Source organism: Mycoplasma pogonae, from assembly GCF_054170725.1.
Map to the genome: position 1 here is coordinate 26276 of NZ_JBSWZS010000004.1, position 18107 is coordinate 44382.

13 protein-coding genes are annotated in these 18107 nt (G+C 24.1%); 3 read left to right on the forward strand and 10 right to left on the reverse strand.

The window, feature by feature from the left end; genetic code table 4:
* Position 1: 1 nt before the first annotated feature.
* Genes ACW95P_RS02025 through ACW95P_RS02055 form a run of 7 tightly spaced genes read right to left on the reverse strand, consistent with a single transcriptional unit; the run spans position 2 to position 8867 of the window.
* Entirely contained in the window at positions 2-1531 is a 1530-nt protein-coding gene (locus ACW95P_RS02025; RefSeq protein ID WP_457961574.1) for an MSC_0619 family F1-like ATPase alpha subunit, read from the reverse strand.
* A complete protein-coding gene (locus ACW95P_RS02030) occupies positions 1521-3575 on the reverse strand; it encodes an MSC_0620 family F1-like ATPase-associated subunit (protein WP_457961575.1) in 2055 nt (684 codons plus the stop codon). Before ACW95P_RS02030 ends, ACW95P_RS02025 begins: the two co-directional genes overlap by 11 nt.
* Positions 3562-4041 (reverse strand): MSC_0621 family F1-like ATPase epsilon subunit, encoded by a 480-nt coding sequence (locus ACW95P_RS02035; protein WP_457961576.1) that lies wholly within the window; start codon positions 4039-4041, stop codon positions 3562-3564. The genes ACW95P_RS02030 and ACW95P_RS02035 overlap by 14 nt, the downstream gene beginning before the upstream one ends.
* 3 nt (positions 4042-4044) lie before the next feature.
* A complete protein-coding gene (locus tag ACW95P_RS02040) occupies positions 4045-4941 on the reverse strand; it encodes an MSC_0622 family F1-like ATPase gamma subunit (protein WP_457961577.1) in 897 nt (298 codons plus the stop codon).
* A gap of 7 nt (positions 4942-4948) precedes the next feature.
* On the reverse strand, positions 4949-5449 hold the full coding sequence (locus ACW95P_RS02045) for an MSC_0623 family F1-like ATPase-associated protein (RefSeq protein ID WP_457961578.1): 501 nt from the start codon (positions 5447-5449) through the stop codon (positions 4949-4951).
* Positions 5412-6911, reverse strand: a complete 1500-nt coding sequence (locus ACW95P_RS02050; RefSeq protein WP_457961579.1) for an MSC_0624 family F1-like ATPase-associated membrane protein — start codon at positions 6909-6911, stop codon at positions 5412-5414. Before ACW95P_RS02050 ends, ACW95P_RS02045 begins: the two co-directional genes overlap by 38 nt.
* 57 nt (positions 6912-6968) lie before the next feature.
* Positions 6969-8867, reverse strand: coding sequence for an MIP family Ig-specific serine endopeptidase (locus ACW95P_RS02055; protein WP_457961580.1), 1899 nt, complete (start codon positions 8865-8867; stop codon positions 6969-6971).
* 113 nt (positions 8868-8980) lie between these two features.
* Here ACW95P_RS02055 and ACW95P_RS02060 point away from each other — a divergent pair, with 113 nt between their 5' ends.
* From ACW95P_RS02060 to ACW95P_RS02070, 3 genes are all read left to right on the forward strand, one after another.
* Complete coding sequence (locus ACW95P_RS02060; protein ID WP_457961581.1) at positions 8981-11158, forward strand: IgG-blocking virulence protein; 2178 nt, start codon at positions 8981-8983, stop codon at positions 11156-11158.
* A 560-nt stretch (positions 11159-11718) separates the two neighbouring features.
* Complete coding sequence (locus ACW95P_RS02065) at positions 11719-13248, forward strand: ATP-binding cassette domain-containing protein (protein ID WP_457961582.1); 1530 nt, start codon at positions 11719-11721, stop codon at positions 13246-13248.
* Positions 13241-14785, forward strand: a complete 1545-nt coding sequence (locus ACW95P_RS02070) for an ATP-binding cassette domain-containing protein (protein WP_457961583.1) — start codon at positions 13241-13243, stop codon at positions 14783-14785. The genes ACW95P_RS02065 and ACW95P_RS02070 overlap by 8 nt, the downstream gene beginning before the upstream one ends.
* A gap of 48 nt (positions 14786-14833) precedes the next feature.
* Here the strand turns inward: ACW95P_RS02070 and ACW95P_RS02075 are convergent, their stop codons facing one another.
* From ACW95P_RS02075 to ACW95P_RS02085, 3 genes are all read right to left on the reverse strand, one after another.
* Entirely contained in the window at positions 14834-15550 is a 717-nt protein-coding gene (locus tag ACW95P_RS02075; protein WP_457961584.1) for an ABC transporter permease subunit, read from the reverse strand.
* Positions 15551-15641: 91 nt separating this feature from the next.
* Complete coding sequence (locus ACW95P_RS02080; RefSeq protein WP_457961585.1) at positions 15642-16571, reverse strand: hypothetical protein; 930 nt, start codon at positions 16569-16571, stop codon at positions 15642-15644.
* The gene (locus ACW95P_RS02085) at positions 16561-17934 is read right to left on the reverse strand and encodes an ATP-binding cassette domain-containing protein (protein ID WP_457961586.1); all 1374 of its coding nucleotides are present in this window, start codon (positions 17932-17934) and stop codon (positions 16561-16563) included. Before ACW95P_RS02085 ends, ACW95P_RS02080 begins: the two co-directional genes overlap by 11 nt.
* Positions 17935-18107: the final 173 nt, after the last annotated feature.

The following is an 18107-nucleotide window of genomic DNA, read 5'->3' on the forward strand; positions in this document are numbered from 1 at the left end:
TTTATTGCTCCTCCATTTGATTAATAATAGCTTCTAATGTAACCTGATCGATATCTACAAAATCCATTTCTAATGGAATTGCCAAATCATATTTTTTATAATCAAAAAATTGATTTAACGCTTTTGCAAAATAATTTCGCATTAATTTTTGATTGACATCTTCTCCATTTAATAGCATTTGATAAGATTGTTTCGCTTTTTCATCATTTCTTATTAGAGAATAAATGAACTTTAAAGCTTCGCTTTTATTAGTTACATTTTGCAATAGTCCCCAAGCAATAATTTGGGTGATTATTAAAACAGTTTCTTCATTATAGGATTGAATTCCTTTTTGATTTAACAAACCTTCAATTGCTTTACCTTTGAATAAAATTTTTGTGATATCTTCATTTAATTCATAATTTAAAATCGCTAATTTTTCTTGTCGTTTATACTCACGATATATTTTAATTAATTTTGTTGATACCTTAGCAACATTTTTACTTTGAACTGACGTTCCTGTCCGTGATACAGAAATATCTAAATTCACTGCTGGTAATTTACCTTGAGCAAATAATTTGCTATCTAAAATAATTTGCCCATCAGTAATCGAAATAATATTGGAAGCAATTAAACCGGTAATATCATCGTCAATAATTTTTACAATTGGTAAACAAGTAATTGATTTTGAATTGATAAATTTACCACTTTTTTCCAAAATTCTTGAATGAGCAAAAAATATGTCACCAGGGAACGCCTCTTTACCAATCGGCTTATCAATTAGTAAAGCTGCTTCACGAAAAATGTTTGCATGAGTTGTTAAATCATCAATTATAATTAAAACATCATTTTCTTTAGCAAGATTTTCGGCATGTGCCATTCCAATATAAGGAGCTAAATATTGCTCAAACGGTGATGCTGGTGATGCCTCAATGATAATTGTATTTTTTAATGCATTATATTTTTCTAATGTTGAATAAATTTCATTAATTTGATTTCTTGAATTACCAATTGAAACATAAATACATTTTATATTACGATGTTTTTGATTAATGATTGTATTTAAAGCAATAAAAGTTTTTCCAGTTTTTTTGTTTCCTAAAATTACTTCTCGTTGTCCCAAACCAATAGGATTAAATAAATCAATTGCTAAAAATCCTGTATAAAGTTGTTTGTTTAATCGTTTACGACTCATCATATTTTCTGCAGTTGCAAAAATATAACTAGAATGACTATTCTTATCAAAATTTATTTTTTCTTTTGGCTGGGGTAAAATAATTTCACCATTAATATTAATTACATTTCCAAAATAATCTTGTGATGTTTTTACATAACCATAATCTTTGATTTCAATTAGTTCATCACCAATTTCATAATCCGAACTTTTACCACTTAAAATTAAAAATGCTTCATCATCTTTAGCTGATAGCAAAAAAGCTTTGCAATGCGGCTTATTTTTGACTTCAAAAAACTGTTCTTGTTTATAAGGGTATTTCCCCCTAACGACTAAAATATGATCGTGAATTAAATAAATTTTGGGATTATTTTTCATTTTTTTTGCTCCTTTTTTGTAGTCTTTGGATAATTCTACTTTTTAGCAGTGCAATTGCAATTAAAAATGCTGCAAAAATAGTTCCTAAAACAGCAAAAATGTAAACATTAGTTGCAACTGGTTGTTTAATTTCTTGGTTTAAACTAATTATTTCGCTAGCATTAACAATTTCTGATTTTTTTAGCTCTTCATCAAAAGGTTGTAGCTTTTGATATAAGTGGTTAATTTCTTGTGTTTTAGCAAAAATTTTAGCAAGATTGTTAATATTATTTACTGAATTAATGTTTGATAAAATTTCTAAATTATTAATTTCTTTTTTAACGTATTTTAAAGTTTCGATAATTGTTGGAATATTTACATTACTACTTTTAAGTTTTTCCAAATAATCATTTTTATTTTGTTCGATATTTTGCAAAATATTATTTATTTTTGAATTTACAATATCAGCAAATAGATTTAATACAGTTATTTTTACATTATTATCATTTTTATTTTCGATAATAAAACTATTTTTTAAATAATTTGTAAAGTATTTAAAAACTTCAACTGCTGCTTGGTTTGCTAAATTTGTTTTTGAGCCTAAATTATTCTGATATAAGCTTAAATTTTTATCATAAATTTCATTTGTTTTAGCTAAATAATTATCTGTAAAAATAAATTTTGATAAAGCATAAATCAAATGTTGTAATCTTTTTTTATTTTTATCATCAAGGTTATCAATTTTTTCAATGTCATTAGCATCATCTAAATTTAATGAATTTTGAATCTTGCTAAAAAAGTTTTCCATTATTAGATTGTTTAAATAAATCGCTCAGGTTTTAAAATTAGCATCATCGTCTTCATCAATATTACTAATTTCGCTTTGGTATTCTCGACTGTTATTAGTAGCAATTTTATCTTTTAAATTAACATTTGCAATTAATTTATCATTTTCTTTTTTTAAACTCAAAATTTGGTATTGATATCTTACATTAATTGGGTTTTTAAAAAATAATGCGTTTGCTTTAGTTTCCTCATCAGCTTGATTATATTGTTCAAGAAAATCATCAATAGATAAGTGAGATCATTCAGGGTTTATTAAAGGCTGTAAGTCTGGAATGTCTCTAATTTCAAATTCTTTATCTAAATCAATAATATTGCCATCTGGATCTAAGGCGATGGAATCTTGTTCATCAGGAGTAGGTTTTTTGGCTTCATCCTTTTTCGTTTCGTTAAATTCCATATTTTGCTTCAAGTCAAATGCTGTCAATCTTTTTCTTATTTTATTAATAATATAATCTTCTCACCCTTGATACCTTTGACCTGTGCTGTTTTCTGAAATAGGTTCGCCCATAACAATTACACTTTTGTTGTTAATTGTAGCATTGGCAAAATTAAAATCATCCTTAACTTTTGGTAAATCATTATCATTAGCAAAAATATCTTCACTACTATCTAACAAATCATGAAAATATTTATTTAAAACAACCCGAAATTGAGTACTAGTAATTTCATTTTTAATTTTTGTTTGATTTAAAACGTTTTTTTGGGCATTTTGTGTCTCTTCAGCATAATTAGTTTCCGCAGTGGCGCCAAAAATAATTCCATTTCAAGCCTTATCTTCCCAGTTGATTTCAGCTTTATCATATTCATCACTTTGAAATAAAACTTTTAAAAATGTTTGATTAAAACCATATTTGGAAGGGTTTTGTGTAATAGAATTTAAATTATTTTCTAAAAAATTAATAATTTTTTTATAATATTGAATTTTTGCAAAAAATTCTAAATTACGCTCTTGCTGATTAGATTCATGTTCAATTCCTGAAATTTTTAAATTTAAATTAAAAATAATATTTTTTAATGATTTTAAAAATTCTTCACTTAATGATTTTTGGTAAATTTTTTCTAAATTAGGATTCTGAGTTATCTGGAAAACCAAATTTGTTGTTTTAATATTTTTTTGTGAGTTTTGATTAAGTGCATAATTGCCAACTAAAGCAAAAGTTGTGGTAATTCCAACAAAAGTGGTTGCTAAAAAATAATAACTTTTTTTAAACTTCTTCATTTTCCAACCGATCTATCTCTACTAAATTAAAATTTTTAATCATTGTGTCAATAAATTTCTTTCTTTCAAACTGAGTTTTCTCTAATAAATATTCTTTGTTGTTTGTGGAATCATATAAAAATTTTTGCAAGTAAAAATTTTCATTAAAATCAAAGTTAACCTTAGCTTTTTGCTTAGTAAATTTTTTGCGATTACTTTCATAAAATTTTTTAGTAATTTTTAAGTTCAAAAAAATTTTTTTATCAAAAACTGTAATTAAGCTTCGAACATTAAAAAAGAAATATTCCTTATTTTTGTAAATCATTTTGAAAAGATTTTTATCAAAATTAAAAAAAGCATTTTCTTCAATAAGATTTCAGGTGGATTCTAAATCAGCACTATAAAAAAGTTGAACATTTTTTAAAATGCTTTTATTACCATTTTTTTCAATTAAAATCAATGTGTAATTTGAAATTTTATTTGCCATATTTTAAATGCTATTTCCTTTTTTATTTGCTGCTGTGATTAAAATTATTTCTTGGATTTCCATCTCCCTTTTATATTTAATAATTTCCCGATTTAGTAACTTGATTTTTTCTTCCATTTTTTTTAACATTTGATTTTCATTAATTAATTTATTTTTAAAAATGATAAATGTTGACTCTAGTAAAAGCAATTCAATTGCTTGTTGTAAATATAAAATTGATTGATTTTCAACAAACTCCTCGATGCTGGGGTGAAAAGCAAATTGATTAATATTAGAATGAATTTTTTCTTCTAATTCAGAATTTTTAGCATAGTTAAATTCAAAGCTATTAATTGGAAAAATAATAGCTTGACTTGAATTTACTTTATTTGAATTAATTCCAAAAATAATTTTAGAAAAATTTTTATTAACTAAATCTTCTTTGATGATTAAACCTAATTTTTCTGATAATGAAAAAATTTCTGTTATTTCTGGTTTTGGAATATTTTTATAAATTTTAATTTGATTTTTAATTGCAAATTGTTTTGCTTTTTCACCAATAGTAACTATTTGATCTAATGGATTTAAATTTTTTAAAATATTTAGTTCTACTCGATCATAAAATCCATCTAAATATTTTTCATTTTCAGTAACATAAATAAATAGTTTTTTTTCATATTTTTTAAGCTTATTTTTAAAAATATTTTTAGATGCAAAATTATCTAATAAAAAATTTTTAATATTACTTTTTTGGGCAAGTTTTTGTAATAACATTTTTCCAATGCTAAAGTTTTCATATAATAAAGTAATTTTATAATTTAAACGTTGAATTTCAATTAAAGAAATATTCCGATTGATATCGACTATCTGGTGAATTTTTTCAAAACTTTTAAGTTTATTAATTTGATTTTTTAAATTCATACCACTCCTAATTCAAAAAACTATTGCTTATTTTAATTTTTAAACTCCCTGTTTCCTTTGAAATGTAAATTACTATACCATTAAGAACTTCTACATATTTTTTTGCCCCTATCACAAAATCTTTTATTAAATGATTGTAGGTTGTAAAAAAACTATTTAATGCTTCATTATTTTGAATCGATTTAAAATTTATTGCATCAGTATGTGGGTTTTCGTGTTTGGAAACCGAAGGAACTAAAACATTTTGCTCTAAGCGTTGATTATTTTTTCAATTAATAACAAAATCATCGAATACAATATCCATTTTTTTATTTAATGCTTGATCCAACTTTTGTTGAAAATTTTTATAAATAATATTTTCAAAATCAATGTTATTAGCAAATAAAATATCACCAATTAGTTGTGTATACAAAATAACGTTATTTTGCTCTAAAAAAATTTGATATTCATCATTTGTAGTGACTACATCATTATTTAATTTTTGCTTTTGTTTTTTTAAGAATTTCATTTGCACTCCTTTTCAATTTAGTTTTTTTATAGTAGGTGTAATAAATGAAAGCACCCAAAATTCATGATCCATAAACTAAAAAATTTAATGTAATGTAGCTTAAAAAAATTATCAATGTTGTATTTAATAAATTAATTTTGCCACTATCCAATAATAAAAAATTATTATTGTGAATTGTTAATTCATGATTAAAGCCATTTATAAATAATATAATTCCAAAAATTAAATAATTCGAAAAGAAAAAGAAAATTTTAAAAATCGAAATTGTTTTTCAATTTTTAAGCAATATTAATCCTGTTAAAATCGCTGTAAAAATTGTATTAACTAAAATTACAAGAAATAATTCTTGTTGGCTAATTTGTATAAAACTAAGAATTAAAATTATTAAAATATTAAAAAATAAAATTAAAACTAGTCTTCACTCAGGATTAAAAGTGAAATATTTAATTTTTTTAACAAAAATGAATTCCAATAAAATTACAACAATCAAAATAAAAACTTGAATTACAATAATAATATATAAAGCTAATCAATTTAAATTTGTGTCAAAAAATGGGTCATAAGCATTAAATTTACTAAAACTTACTTTAAATCAAAAAAGAATTCCTCCAGTAAAAATGATGGCAAACATCCCTAAAATAAAGTTAGGTTTTGTAATATTTTTTTCAAAAAAATTGTAAAAAAGCACAAAATGAATGTTAGATAAAATTAGTAAAATAAATGTACCAAAAATCATAAAAAATAAACTTACTTGTCACTTTGTTTCTTTAATATTGCTAAAAATATGATCAAAAAACAAAACTACAGAATTATCAACAAAAGTTTTTGGTGCAATGTTTTTGTTAAAAACCAAAAATGCAAAAGTTATATAAAAAATAATCATTAAAATTAATCTAAAAAAATATGATAAATACAAGCTATATTGAATTTTTTTAGCAAGGGGATAAAAATTTTTCTTTTTTGTAGCAAAATAAACCGTTTTAAAAAAATCCATAATTCAAAAAATTAAAAATAACAGACTAAAGTAAAAAATAGTTTTCATGTCATTTATTTCTAAAGCGAAAAAACATACAATACCCAAAATCATAATTACAAAATATATCAATTGGTAAAGATATAAAAATTTGTTTCGTAAATAATTACTAATAAAGTTGTTATAAAATTTTAAAGCTGCAAATAAAAAAATAGTGTAAAACAAGGCTGATCTTAAAATGATCACAACATTGTAAAACACTAGTTCTGTTGCTGTATTTTTAAAAAGGTTTTCTAAACCATTAATGTAATTTCCGTTTGAAAAAAATGTCTTTTCCAAAAGAAATACAACTATTAGACTAATAATGAAAATGAAACTAAAAAAGATAAAACTAAAAATATTATCTCTTGTTAATTTGTTGTAAATAAAGCTAATTGCCTTGCTATAAAAACTATATTTTTTAGTTTTAGCATTGTTAGGTTCAAACATTTTTTAAATTATACACGTTTAGTTTTAAAAAATAAGTTTGTATTTTAATTTGAATGATTATTTTTCTAATTTTTGTTTTGAAAAAAGATGTGTTTCAAAATTTGAATTATTTTTAGCAACTACTTTAAGGGCATCTAAATATGAAGATTTTTGATCTTCACCACTACCAAAAATGATGTCATAAGCTTGAATGTAGTAATCTTTTAAGTTACTGTACAAATATCTTTCTGATTTTAATGCAATCGCTAATCCAGCATCATTTTTAATTCCTTCTAAACCATTAGAAAAATCACCATAATTAACTGCAAAAGTTTCGCCTTTTTCATTCACAACTCTCGATCCCGAACTTCCACCACCTAATGCCGCATGTCTAAAAACATAATTTAAACCTGAGAAAATATATTTTTTCCCTCAAACATCTAATTTAATGTTGATTGGTCAAATATTTTGATCCATAATTCCCATGTATCCTCCAATTGTTGAGTGATACTTAGAGTTTGAAAATGGTACACCTTGTTTTTGGACATCTAGCGGAATCTGAATTGAGCTATTCATAATTTCGCTTGGTCGCTTACTTGTTCACAAAGTTGTAGTTTCAATTTTTCTAGGATAACCAGCAATATAAAAATCTGGACTTTTTCTTAAATTCGGTTTTTTAATATAGCTATCTCTTCTAAAATCAAATCTTGAATTTATTTTAGTTGCATATTCTCCCGTTCATTTCTTTGCCTCCTCTTGGTTAGCGAAAGTAATTTCTAAAACAGCAAAATCCAAAACTTCTTCTTCATTTGCGGGCAATGAACTATCAAAGTCATGCGGTTTTGATTTTAAAAAATCATAACCCATATATACAACTTTAACATTATTAATTGCATCACTAATTTCTAATTCATCATTACTATATACACCTTTTTTGGCAATTGAATCAACATTATTAATTAATTTTTGTGAGTAATTGCTAATTTTAAAAAGTTTAACTTTTTGCAAAGCATCACCTGGATTAGTTTTTAAATATTCAGTAACTTCAGTTCCATAAATTCCGTAATTATTTTTATTAGCAATATGTCTTGCAATATGAGCATTAGTCCCGAAATATCAAGTTAAAGGGTAACTGCCATCAAAAGTTTTTTTTCAATCAAAAGCCCAAATAGTTCCAAAAATTCCGTTTGGTTTATTAGGGTAAAACATTTGAATAGATGCTGTTGAATTTAAAATTTTTTCAAACATTTCACTTGGGATATCATTAGCATTAGCTAACCCGTAGTTAGTATCATATGTTCTCGGTGCCGTTTGACCATAAGTTGAAGCAGGAGCGCGTTTCACAACTTCTCCATTTGTATTAATTGTCATTGCATCATTGGCAGTATTGTAAGTCACAACTGGTAAATTTTTAGCAACTTTTTGATTGGCAATTTTATAGTAATCATTTTCTAAAGTTCGATTAATCTCATCTTTTCCAAAATTTGTCTCTGCTGAATTTGGCAATGCCTTGTAATATTCTGTATCTTTAAGATAATTTTTTCTGTAAAAAGTTTCATATTCTGCAGCAGTTTTATTAGCCATGTTTTCAATACTATTTAAATAGTCTTTTGTAGAAGTGTTACTCCCATTTCCTTCAAAACTGCCTTCCAAATCATCAATGTTTATTCCTGGATCTTCAATTGGTTTTGTGTAAACTGGGTCATCAACATCAGAACTACCACTGTCATTTCTTGGTGGTTGTTTAGCATTATCGCCGGGTTGCTGTGGATTTTTTGGAGTTTGATGATCAGTAGAGGGTTGTTTTTTCTCATTAGGATCTACAGGTTTGGAAGATTCCGGTCTTTTTTTAGGTGGAATTTTTTTATTTGGTATTCCAATTAAGCTATCTTCATTTGAACAAGCAACTAAAATTAACGGTGTTGCTACAACAGTTATTGCAAGAAAAAAACTTTTTAATTTTATTTTTTTAAACATTTAATTACCACACTTTCGCCAATTATAATAAATAAAAATTATACTTTAATTTTTTGATTAGTTTTTAAAAGCTTTAGATAGATAGTATAATTTGCTTAAATAAGGAGGTTTTGATGAAATTAAAGACAAAAATCATCACTGTTGTTTTATCAGGATCTATAGTCATCTCTGGAGCAATCGTTGCATTAACAGTTAATAATTTTAAAAATTACGAAAGCAATCAAATTGCTACTTCAGTTTATAATTCGCTTTTAAAATCTAAAAAAATTGATAGAGCAAAAGTTGAAACCCCTACAAAAGAAGAACCTGTTGTAGAAAATGAGATAGAAAAACCCCAGCAAGATTCTGAAGTTATTGAAAACAAAGATGTTAAACAACCTATTAACACACAACCTAAGAATGAGGTTAAGATCCCTCAAGAGCGTCCAAGAATAAATCCAGAAATTAAAAGCCCACCAAAAAAAGTTCAAGTTCAAAAACCGAAAAACACTAAAGCACCAAAAATTGATAATTTTAAACCTAGTTCAGATAGTGAATTAGATAATGTTTTAAACCAAAAAACTGAATATGATGATGATCTTGGTGAAATTGAAATCGTTAATGAAGTTAAAATTGAAAAAAATTTATTACCAATTGACCAAGAATTAGGTGGATACGGAACGAAATCAAGAAAAAAAGTACGTCGTTTTGATGGGCAAGTTCATGATAATCCTTTTATGCCTGGAGCACAAGAATCATCACAAACAATGGTTGATTTATATTATAGTGGTGTTAAATTTAAAAAATTAGCTCCTGGAGTAAAAGTTAAATCAGAAGACTTTAAATTTGTTAAACCTAACAGTATGGTCTACACTGGTGAAGAGTTTTTAGAAATTACAAATCAAGATTTAGAAGAAACTGTCAAAGAGATGAATCGAGACATGTATAAAATTTTAGCTAACGAAAAAGATCCCAACTATGCTTTTTGAAAGCAATGACATAAAGAAAAAGGTGATTTTAGGGTTAGTTCTTTGAGACCTGAGGAAATTAAAATGCTCCGTCAAGGTTGATTCCCTAGTTCAATAAATAGCTGATCTTTAAGACCGGGATTTGTCAATCCTACAGTTTATAAAACAACAAGAACAAATTTAAATCGTTATATTCCTTTGGCTTCAAGTAGTGAAAGATCAGCTACTGAGGTACATAATTTAAGTTACAACCCCGGAAAAGAAGAACAAGTTGATCCCAAGTTTAATTGAAATAAAAAAACACAAAACATTACTGGGTATACCGATAATGTAGCTCAATTGCACACTTACACCAATGGCGATGGTGAAGAAAGATATATTCTAGAAGTTAAAAATTTAAATGAATTTCGTGATATTCAAAAAGCAGTTAATACAGTTTTGGGAGTAGTTAAAAATAAAGCAATCGGAATTGGAGTTGCAGTTCGCAATATAAACAACCAAACTGTAGATGAAGCTAAGGAAATTGTTAAAAATATTCCTAATACTGTTAAATCATTAAATTTATTTTATCAAGTTAATGACCCTGAAGTTGTTAATGCACTTTTAGAAAATAAAAATTTCTCTTCCAAAAATCCTTTATTTGAATTAGATATTATTGTTGGTAATTTACATGATGAAAATTCACCAAAATTAAATCAAGTTGATCCTCGTGTTTTCATCAAAGTTAAACCAAGTACATTTGATTACCATTCAAGTGCAATTTTTACAAGATTTACTATTGCTAATAACATTAATAAATCAACCTTAGAAAATCTTTTAAAATATGTTTATATTAAAGAAAGAAATCGCCGCGAATTCCAAGGTTCATTTGGCCAAGGTGGCCATATTACAGAGATTAATTTAGCAAAAACTGAAATTACTGATTTTAACAACATTGATTTCCCTAAACCAGAAAGTAGTGATAAATTAATTTTTACACAAGTGGTTTTTGGTGATGTTAAAAACCAGAAAGTAAATATTGATTTAAGTGATTTAAGAATTGATAATACTGATAAAATTAACCCAAGAAGTAATTGACCAGTTTTATATGGTTTAGATATTTCTAATCAGCCACATACACTAACATTAACTGCTCGTTCAAATAGAAGTATTGCTCAAGATATTGCGACTCTTGTAAATATTTACAACTATTCACATGCTATGAAAACAATCGACTTGTCTAGTGTTAATGAATTTACAGAAGCAAACGTAAAACCAGCTTTAAGCGGCATTAGAAATACAGTAAAAGTTATTACAGCTTCTGGTGAATTTAGTTTTACACCACCGCCACCACCAAGGGGTTAAAATAACTCAATAAATAGCACCATTTATTGGTGTTTTTTTATCTAAATTTTTTAAATTTTATTTTTTTTATTGTTATTTTAAACTTATTTAGTTTTTAATTTTTAAAAAATAATAATTTTTCATTTGGTTATATTTAACTTTTATATGATAATTAGTTTATGTAAAAATAGGTATAGTTCAAAAACGACGATGATTTATTATTTAAATAATAAACATTTATATGCTTTTAATAAAATAATATGAACTTTGTATTTAGTATTAAAACTATACTTATTTTTTTCACATAATTTTCGCATAATAAAAATTAATTTAGCCATTAATTTTGACATTTTTATAATGATTTTATAGTTTTCAAAATTCTTAAACTTATTTTTTTCTATAAAAAAATAGCATAGCTTTATGTTAAGTAAAAAAAATCTAATTATTAAAAGCAAATTTATTTTATAAAAATTTAAATTAGGAGGGATTTAAATTTTACTTTGGAAATCCAGAAATAATAACTAGTAAAGGTATGTTTATCACTATTTATGAAATACATTTTTAAAAATAAATTTTTTCTAATGGCAATTTTAGCAAGTTTTATATCGGCCATTTTGACAGCAGTTTTATATTTTTTACCAATTAAAACATTAGATTATCTTTTACAATATGATATTTATAATTTTTCAATTTATATATTATTAGAAATACTTGCAACAGCTGCTGTTTTTTTCTTTAGCTGACTAAGCAATTTTTTTAAAAGGAAATGAGAAAAATTTTTTTTAATTACATTACAACAAAAAATTATTGAAGCAAAAAGTTTTACAACCGAATCTAATGAAACAGAAATTTTTAAATACATAACTAAAGATCTAGACTTTTTAAAACAATTATATTTTGGCGCTATTTTTCACATTGTTGAAAAAATTTTAGTAATTTCATCGTTTCTAGCATTAGCAATTTTTGTTAGTTGAAAAATCTTTTTAATTATTTTTATTACAGTACTATTGTTAATTATGATTTCGATTTTTTTAAAAAAACATGCCAATAAAATTGGGTATAACTTTGACGAAAATAATAAAATTTATCAAAAAGAAATAATTGAGATTTATAACTCTTATGATACTTTTTACTTTTTTAACAAGCTAAATATTTTTTATGATATGTTTTCCAGAAGTTCTAAAAGATATGAAACAAATATTAATAAAATTAACAACAATCAGAATGCTTATCAATTTTTAGTTGGAGTTTTAAATGAGTTAAATAGAATAGCTGTTTTTATTGCGGTTGGTTTTTTAATTTTGTACCAACAAATCCAAATTAATAATATTTTAACTATAACTTTTATTGTTGGTCAACTTTTTTATAACATTAGTTCATTATTTGATGATTTAATAAATTTATCAAAATCACAAGCAATAGCAAAAAATATTACTAAAATTGTTGAAGTGAAAAATAATAATATTATAAATTCAGAAGAAATTCATCAAATTAAGTTAGAGGCACAAACCTTCATTTTTGAAAAAAATTCCAACTTAATTAATATTCCAGAAATTAATATTGAAAAAAATCAGAAATATTGAATTCATGGTAAATCAGGAATAGGAAAATCAACAATTTTAAAAGCAATTTTAGGAACATTAAAAAACAATGTAGTTAAATTAAAGTACAATAATCTTCCTAAAGAGCCTCAAGAAATTATTAATTATTGATCAGAAATTGTTTTTTTAGAAAAAGAATCTTCATTTATTGAAGATTCAATTATTAATCATGTAACTTTGTTTGCTCAAAAACCTAATGTAAATAAACTGGAAAATATTTTTAGATTTTTAGAGTTACCAATAGAAATTTTAAAGCAAAAAATAACTAATGATAACTTGTCATCGGGGATGAAACAAAAATTAGAAATTGCTAGAATTTTTTACTTTGATAAAAAAATTATTTTTCTTGATGAATCACTTTCTAGCATTGATGCTAAAATGCGGATTAAAATTTTAAAAGCTTTATTAGAAAAATCAGACGTAACGTTAATTTATATTGATCACTATTTACCGCGAATTTTACATTCTCAATTTGATTATGTAATTAAAATTGGGGGTAAAAATGCTTAAAAAATTTTGAAAACAAGATTTAATATTATTTTGCTTAATTTTTATGAAAAATGGTTTTTTAGCTTTTGAAGTTTATTCTACAAGAGAATTTATTGCAGCAATCCAAATTAGTAATCTTGAGCAAACTTTTTTATGATCTGGTTTAACGGTTATTGCTTTATTAGCTTTTAGGATACTACTTTTTTGAAATAATAAAAATATTTATAAGCTTGTTTCTAAAAAAATTTTATTTCAAAAGTTACAAAAATTGCAGCTTTTAAGCACAAACTTTTATGAATTAAAAAAAGAGAATATAGGTTACTTTCAAAATAAATTCATTAACCAAGCTGATAAAATTAAAAATGATTATTACAAAGTTTTTTACATTATTATTGATATTACTATTTCACTTTTTTTGATGTCAATCATCTCAATTGTATTTTCATGAATTATTTTATTGATTTTGATTAGTTTTGTTTTAGTTAATGCTTTATTTTCTTTTGGTTTTGAAAAAATATATTTCAAATATGAAGACAAAATTTTTGAATTACAAGAAAAATACAATCAAAAAATTTGAAATATTTTAGAAAATACCAAAAAATTTATTTTTTATGCTCAATTCAAAAATTGAATTAGTTGAAGTAGTAAAAGCGGCAATAAATTTTATTTTGAAAATAATAGACAACTCAATAAAACAGATTTACTATCAGCTTTATGAACAGTTTTTGGAATTTCATTGCAAATACTGTTAGTGTTAGTTTTAGGTATCTTTTACTTTAATAAATTTATTGATTTTAGCTCATTGATTGCATCAGTTACCTTAGTTTCATTTTTATTTACTGATAGTTCTGATTTTTTGTATTACATGTCAAAATACAAAACAATAAAACGCATTTTCAAAAAATGAAATGTTACAAAAACAAAAAAATTAAGTTATAAATCTGAGTTAATTAAAACGATTACTGTTAGTAATTTAAAATCAGATTTTTTAAAAGTACCACATTTACTTAATTTTAAATTTGAAGCAAATAAAAAATATTTAATTATCGGTTCTTCAGGAATTGGTAAAACTAGTCTTTTTAATTTTATCTTCGGTTTAAATTCTAATTATGAAGGAAGGATAGAAATTAATCAGGAAAATTTTAAATTGCAAAATACTGTTCCAGTTTTTAATGATTGAGTTTTTATTGCAGCTAACAACACATATGTTTTTGATGCAAGCTTAAATCAAAATATTACATTATTTGAGCAAACAATTGATCAAACTCAATTAGCTAAATCTAAAGCTCAGGCCCAAATTAATTTTCACAATGTAGATCAACCTTCTTCAGGCGAAAAACAAAGAATTAATTTAGCTCGAACTATTTATGCTAATAAAAAATGAATTTTCCTTGATGAATCTTTATCTAATGTTGATCAAAAAACATCGCAAGCAATTGAACGAGAACTATTGCAAAACACAAAAATAACACTAATTCATATTGCTCATAATATCAATGAAGAAAATTTAAAATTATACGATTACGTTTTTCAATTTGATGATGAAATCAAAAAATAATTATAAAAGTGTGCAATTAGCACGCTTTTTCACATTCATTTTTTTTACTTAAACAGCCCGATATAAATTACGATTAACTAATCTTGAGTTAATTAAATAAACTCCTAAAGGAATTATTAATGACAAAACCGCTCCAGCTGAAACAACATTTAAATAATTACCACCATTAATTGCCGGTCCTAAAGCTGGGAATCATGTTGCAACAGTATTGATATCTTTTCCAGATAAAATAATTGATGGTCATAAAAAACTATTTCACACTTCAATTGTAGTAAAAATAACAGTTAAAAATACAGGCATTTTTAAACTTGGTCAATAACCATAATAAAATCTTTCTCATAATTTTAAATTATCAATCTGAAAAAGTTTTTTATTTTTAGCTCCAACTTGCATAAAAGTATTATAAAAATAAGTGAGTGAAAAAAATGAAAATAAATGCGTCATTGTTAAAGACATAATCACTGAATGATTGATTCCAGTTTCATTTCTTATTTTTAATAAGTTAATATAAATACTTATTTCAGGTATTACTGAAATAAGTAAGAAAAATACAAATAAAATTTTTCGTAAGTATTTATTAACATTAGCTAAACCATATCCACCCAAAATTAAAGCTAAAAGCTTAATCACTAATACTAATAAAACATTTTGAAAACTCACTAATAATGCTGGACCAAAAGTAGCAACTGCTTCTTGGTATGATTCAACGTTTAAGCCATCTGGTAAAAAAGTTGTAGGATTTGTTTGGATAAATTCTTTTGACATAAATGAAATTACAATCAAATAATACAAAGGAAATAAAATTATTAGTAAAGCTAAAATTATTAAACAGTATTTAATAATTTGTCAAAAAATTTTATGCATAACCCCTCTTTTTAATTTTATATACTCCAACTTGTTTTAACGTAATTTTTATTCCATATTTTAAAATTTGACTAATAATGAAAATTCCAAAAATATAACTAAAAATTAAAATCGAAGCAACTCCAGCTTCTGCAGTTTTAATGCTGCTTCCACCTATTGGTGGATTAATAAAATCATAAATATAACTTGCTAATGTATGAAATTTATACAAGCTTAAATTAAAATCTTGACCCAAAATTGCTCGAGGGTAAAGCATAATCGAAGTAATAAAATTAATGTAAATAATTAGTAAAAATGATTTTTTAATTTCATAAAGGTAAATATTAAATAATTTATCTTTTAAACTTAAGTTATCCATTTTAATTTTTTTTCAATTTTTCTTTGTAGCTTGTGTAATAGCAAATACAAATAAAACGGTATTAAAAGGAATAATTCTTCAAAGTTGAAAAATTGTATAAATTATATAAGGGTTATTACGAACAAAAGCTATGTTAGTACCAAAAACCTTATTAAAAACATCTTTTTCATCACCAAATAAAAAAATAAAACTACTACCAATTGCAAAAATGGATATAAAAAATTGCGAGTATAGTAGTGTAATTACAACGTTTTTAAAAAGTTTTAAAAAAATTCCGTTTACTAATAATGAAAATAAAAATGCAATTAAAATTCCTAACGGTGTTGCAATTAACATAATCACACTACTATTTGTTAGAGCTGAGTGAAAATCATTATCTGATAATACAGAATAAAAATTTTCAACCCCCCAGTTAAAATTAACTTTACTATATCTTTCATAAACTTTAAAAGAATCAATAAAAGTATTTATCAAAGGTATCAGCGAGAAAATTAAAACAATAATTAACAATAGAATTAAAAATCATAAACCATTATTTTCTTTAAAAAGTTTTTTAACTTTCATAAATTCGCTCTCCAGCAGCACTAAATTTTAAAATATCTTTAGGTTTAACAACTAAATCAACAGCATCGCCTTTTTTATATAAATTAATTTCTGAAATTATTTCCAATTCTTTATTAAATTCATAAGAAAAAATTTTAATAATATCTAAATTGCCATTTGTCCTTACATCTTTAATGCAACTTTGAGATTTAGAATTTTTTATAATTTTAATTTTATTTGATCTAATAAAATATTGGATGTCTCCATCATTTTTTAAGTGCACAATTTCAGGGTAACCAATAAACTTAGCAACATCAATATTTTTGGGATTATCAAAAATTTCTTGAGGGGTACTATATTGGGAAATTGTTTTTTTATTGATGAAAATAATTTTATCGCTAATTAACATTGCATCATTTTGATCATGTGTCACAAAAAGCATTGTAGTTTTAAATTTTTTATTAACACCACGTAATCAGTCACGAGCCTTTTCTTTAAGTTTAGCATCAAAAGCCGCAAAAGGTTCATCAAGTAAGATTAAGTCACTTTTTTTTACTAAAGCCTTAGCAATTGAAACTCTTTGTTTTTGACCTCCAGAAAGCTTAGAAGACTTTTTATTTAAAATTGATTCAATTTCTAAATTATTAGCTACATCAATAATATTTGTGCGAGCTAAATTACGAACTGTAAAATTTTTTCAAAATCTTGTAGCGCAATTTTTATTTTTGAAACTAATTTGTTTTTTTTCTTTTTTTTGATTGTTATCCTTATTGAATTTAATTAATTTATTAAAAAATTTTTGAATTTTATGTTCTTGTTTTTTGATGCAAAAATTATCATTTTGGCTTTCTAAATTTTGTAAAATTATTTGGCGCTCAACTTTTTTTAGACTAATAAATTTAAAAAAAGCATTTCAAATTTGTAGATTTATTTTTCAATAAAATTTTTTTTGTTTTTTTAAATTAGAAAAAATAAAATCTTTTTGTTTTGCAAATTCTTCAAATAAAAGTTTAGTACCAAATTTATTATTGGAATCAAAATATTTCAACATTTCTAGTTTTCTCAAAATTCTTCAATAGTAAGAATTTTTAATTGACAAATAAATATTTTTATAAACTGAAATATTTTCATATAAATTAAAGTCTTGGAATACATAACCAATATTTAAATTAACTTTTAAACCATTAATTTCAATATCACCCTTTTTTTCTACTAACCCAGCAATAGCATTTAATAATGTTGTTTTACCACTACCAGAAGGGCCGATAATGGAAACTAATTCACCTTGTTCTACAGAAAAATTAATTTCTTTTAAAATAGTTTCCTTATTTAAAACAACATTTAAATTTTTAACTTTTAAAAACTTATTTGCACTTTTTTTCATGTTTGAAATTATAAAATAATTTACTGTTTATTTTTAGTAAAAACAACAAAAAAAGCTAAAAATTTAGCAAAAAGTAAAATATTTTTTAATCTAAAGCAAAATTTAAATTTATTTTTTAAAAATAATTGAACAAAAATAAAATTTTTTAAAATATTTTCATTTCAAAAAAATTA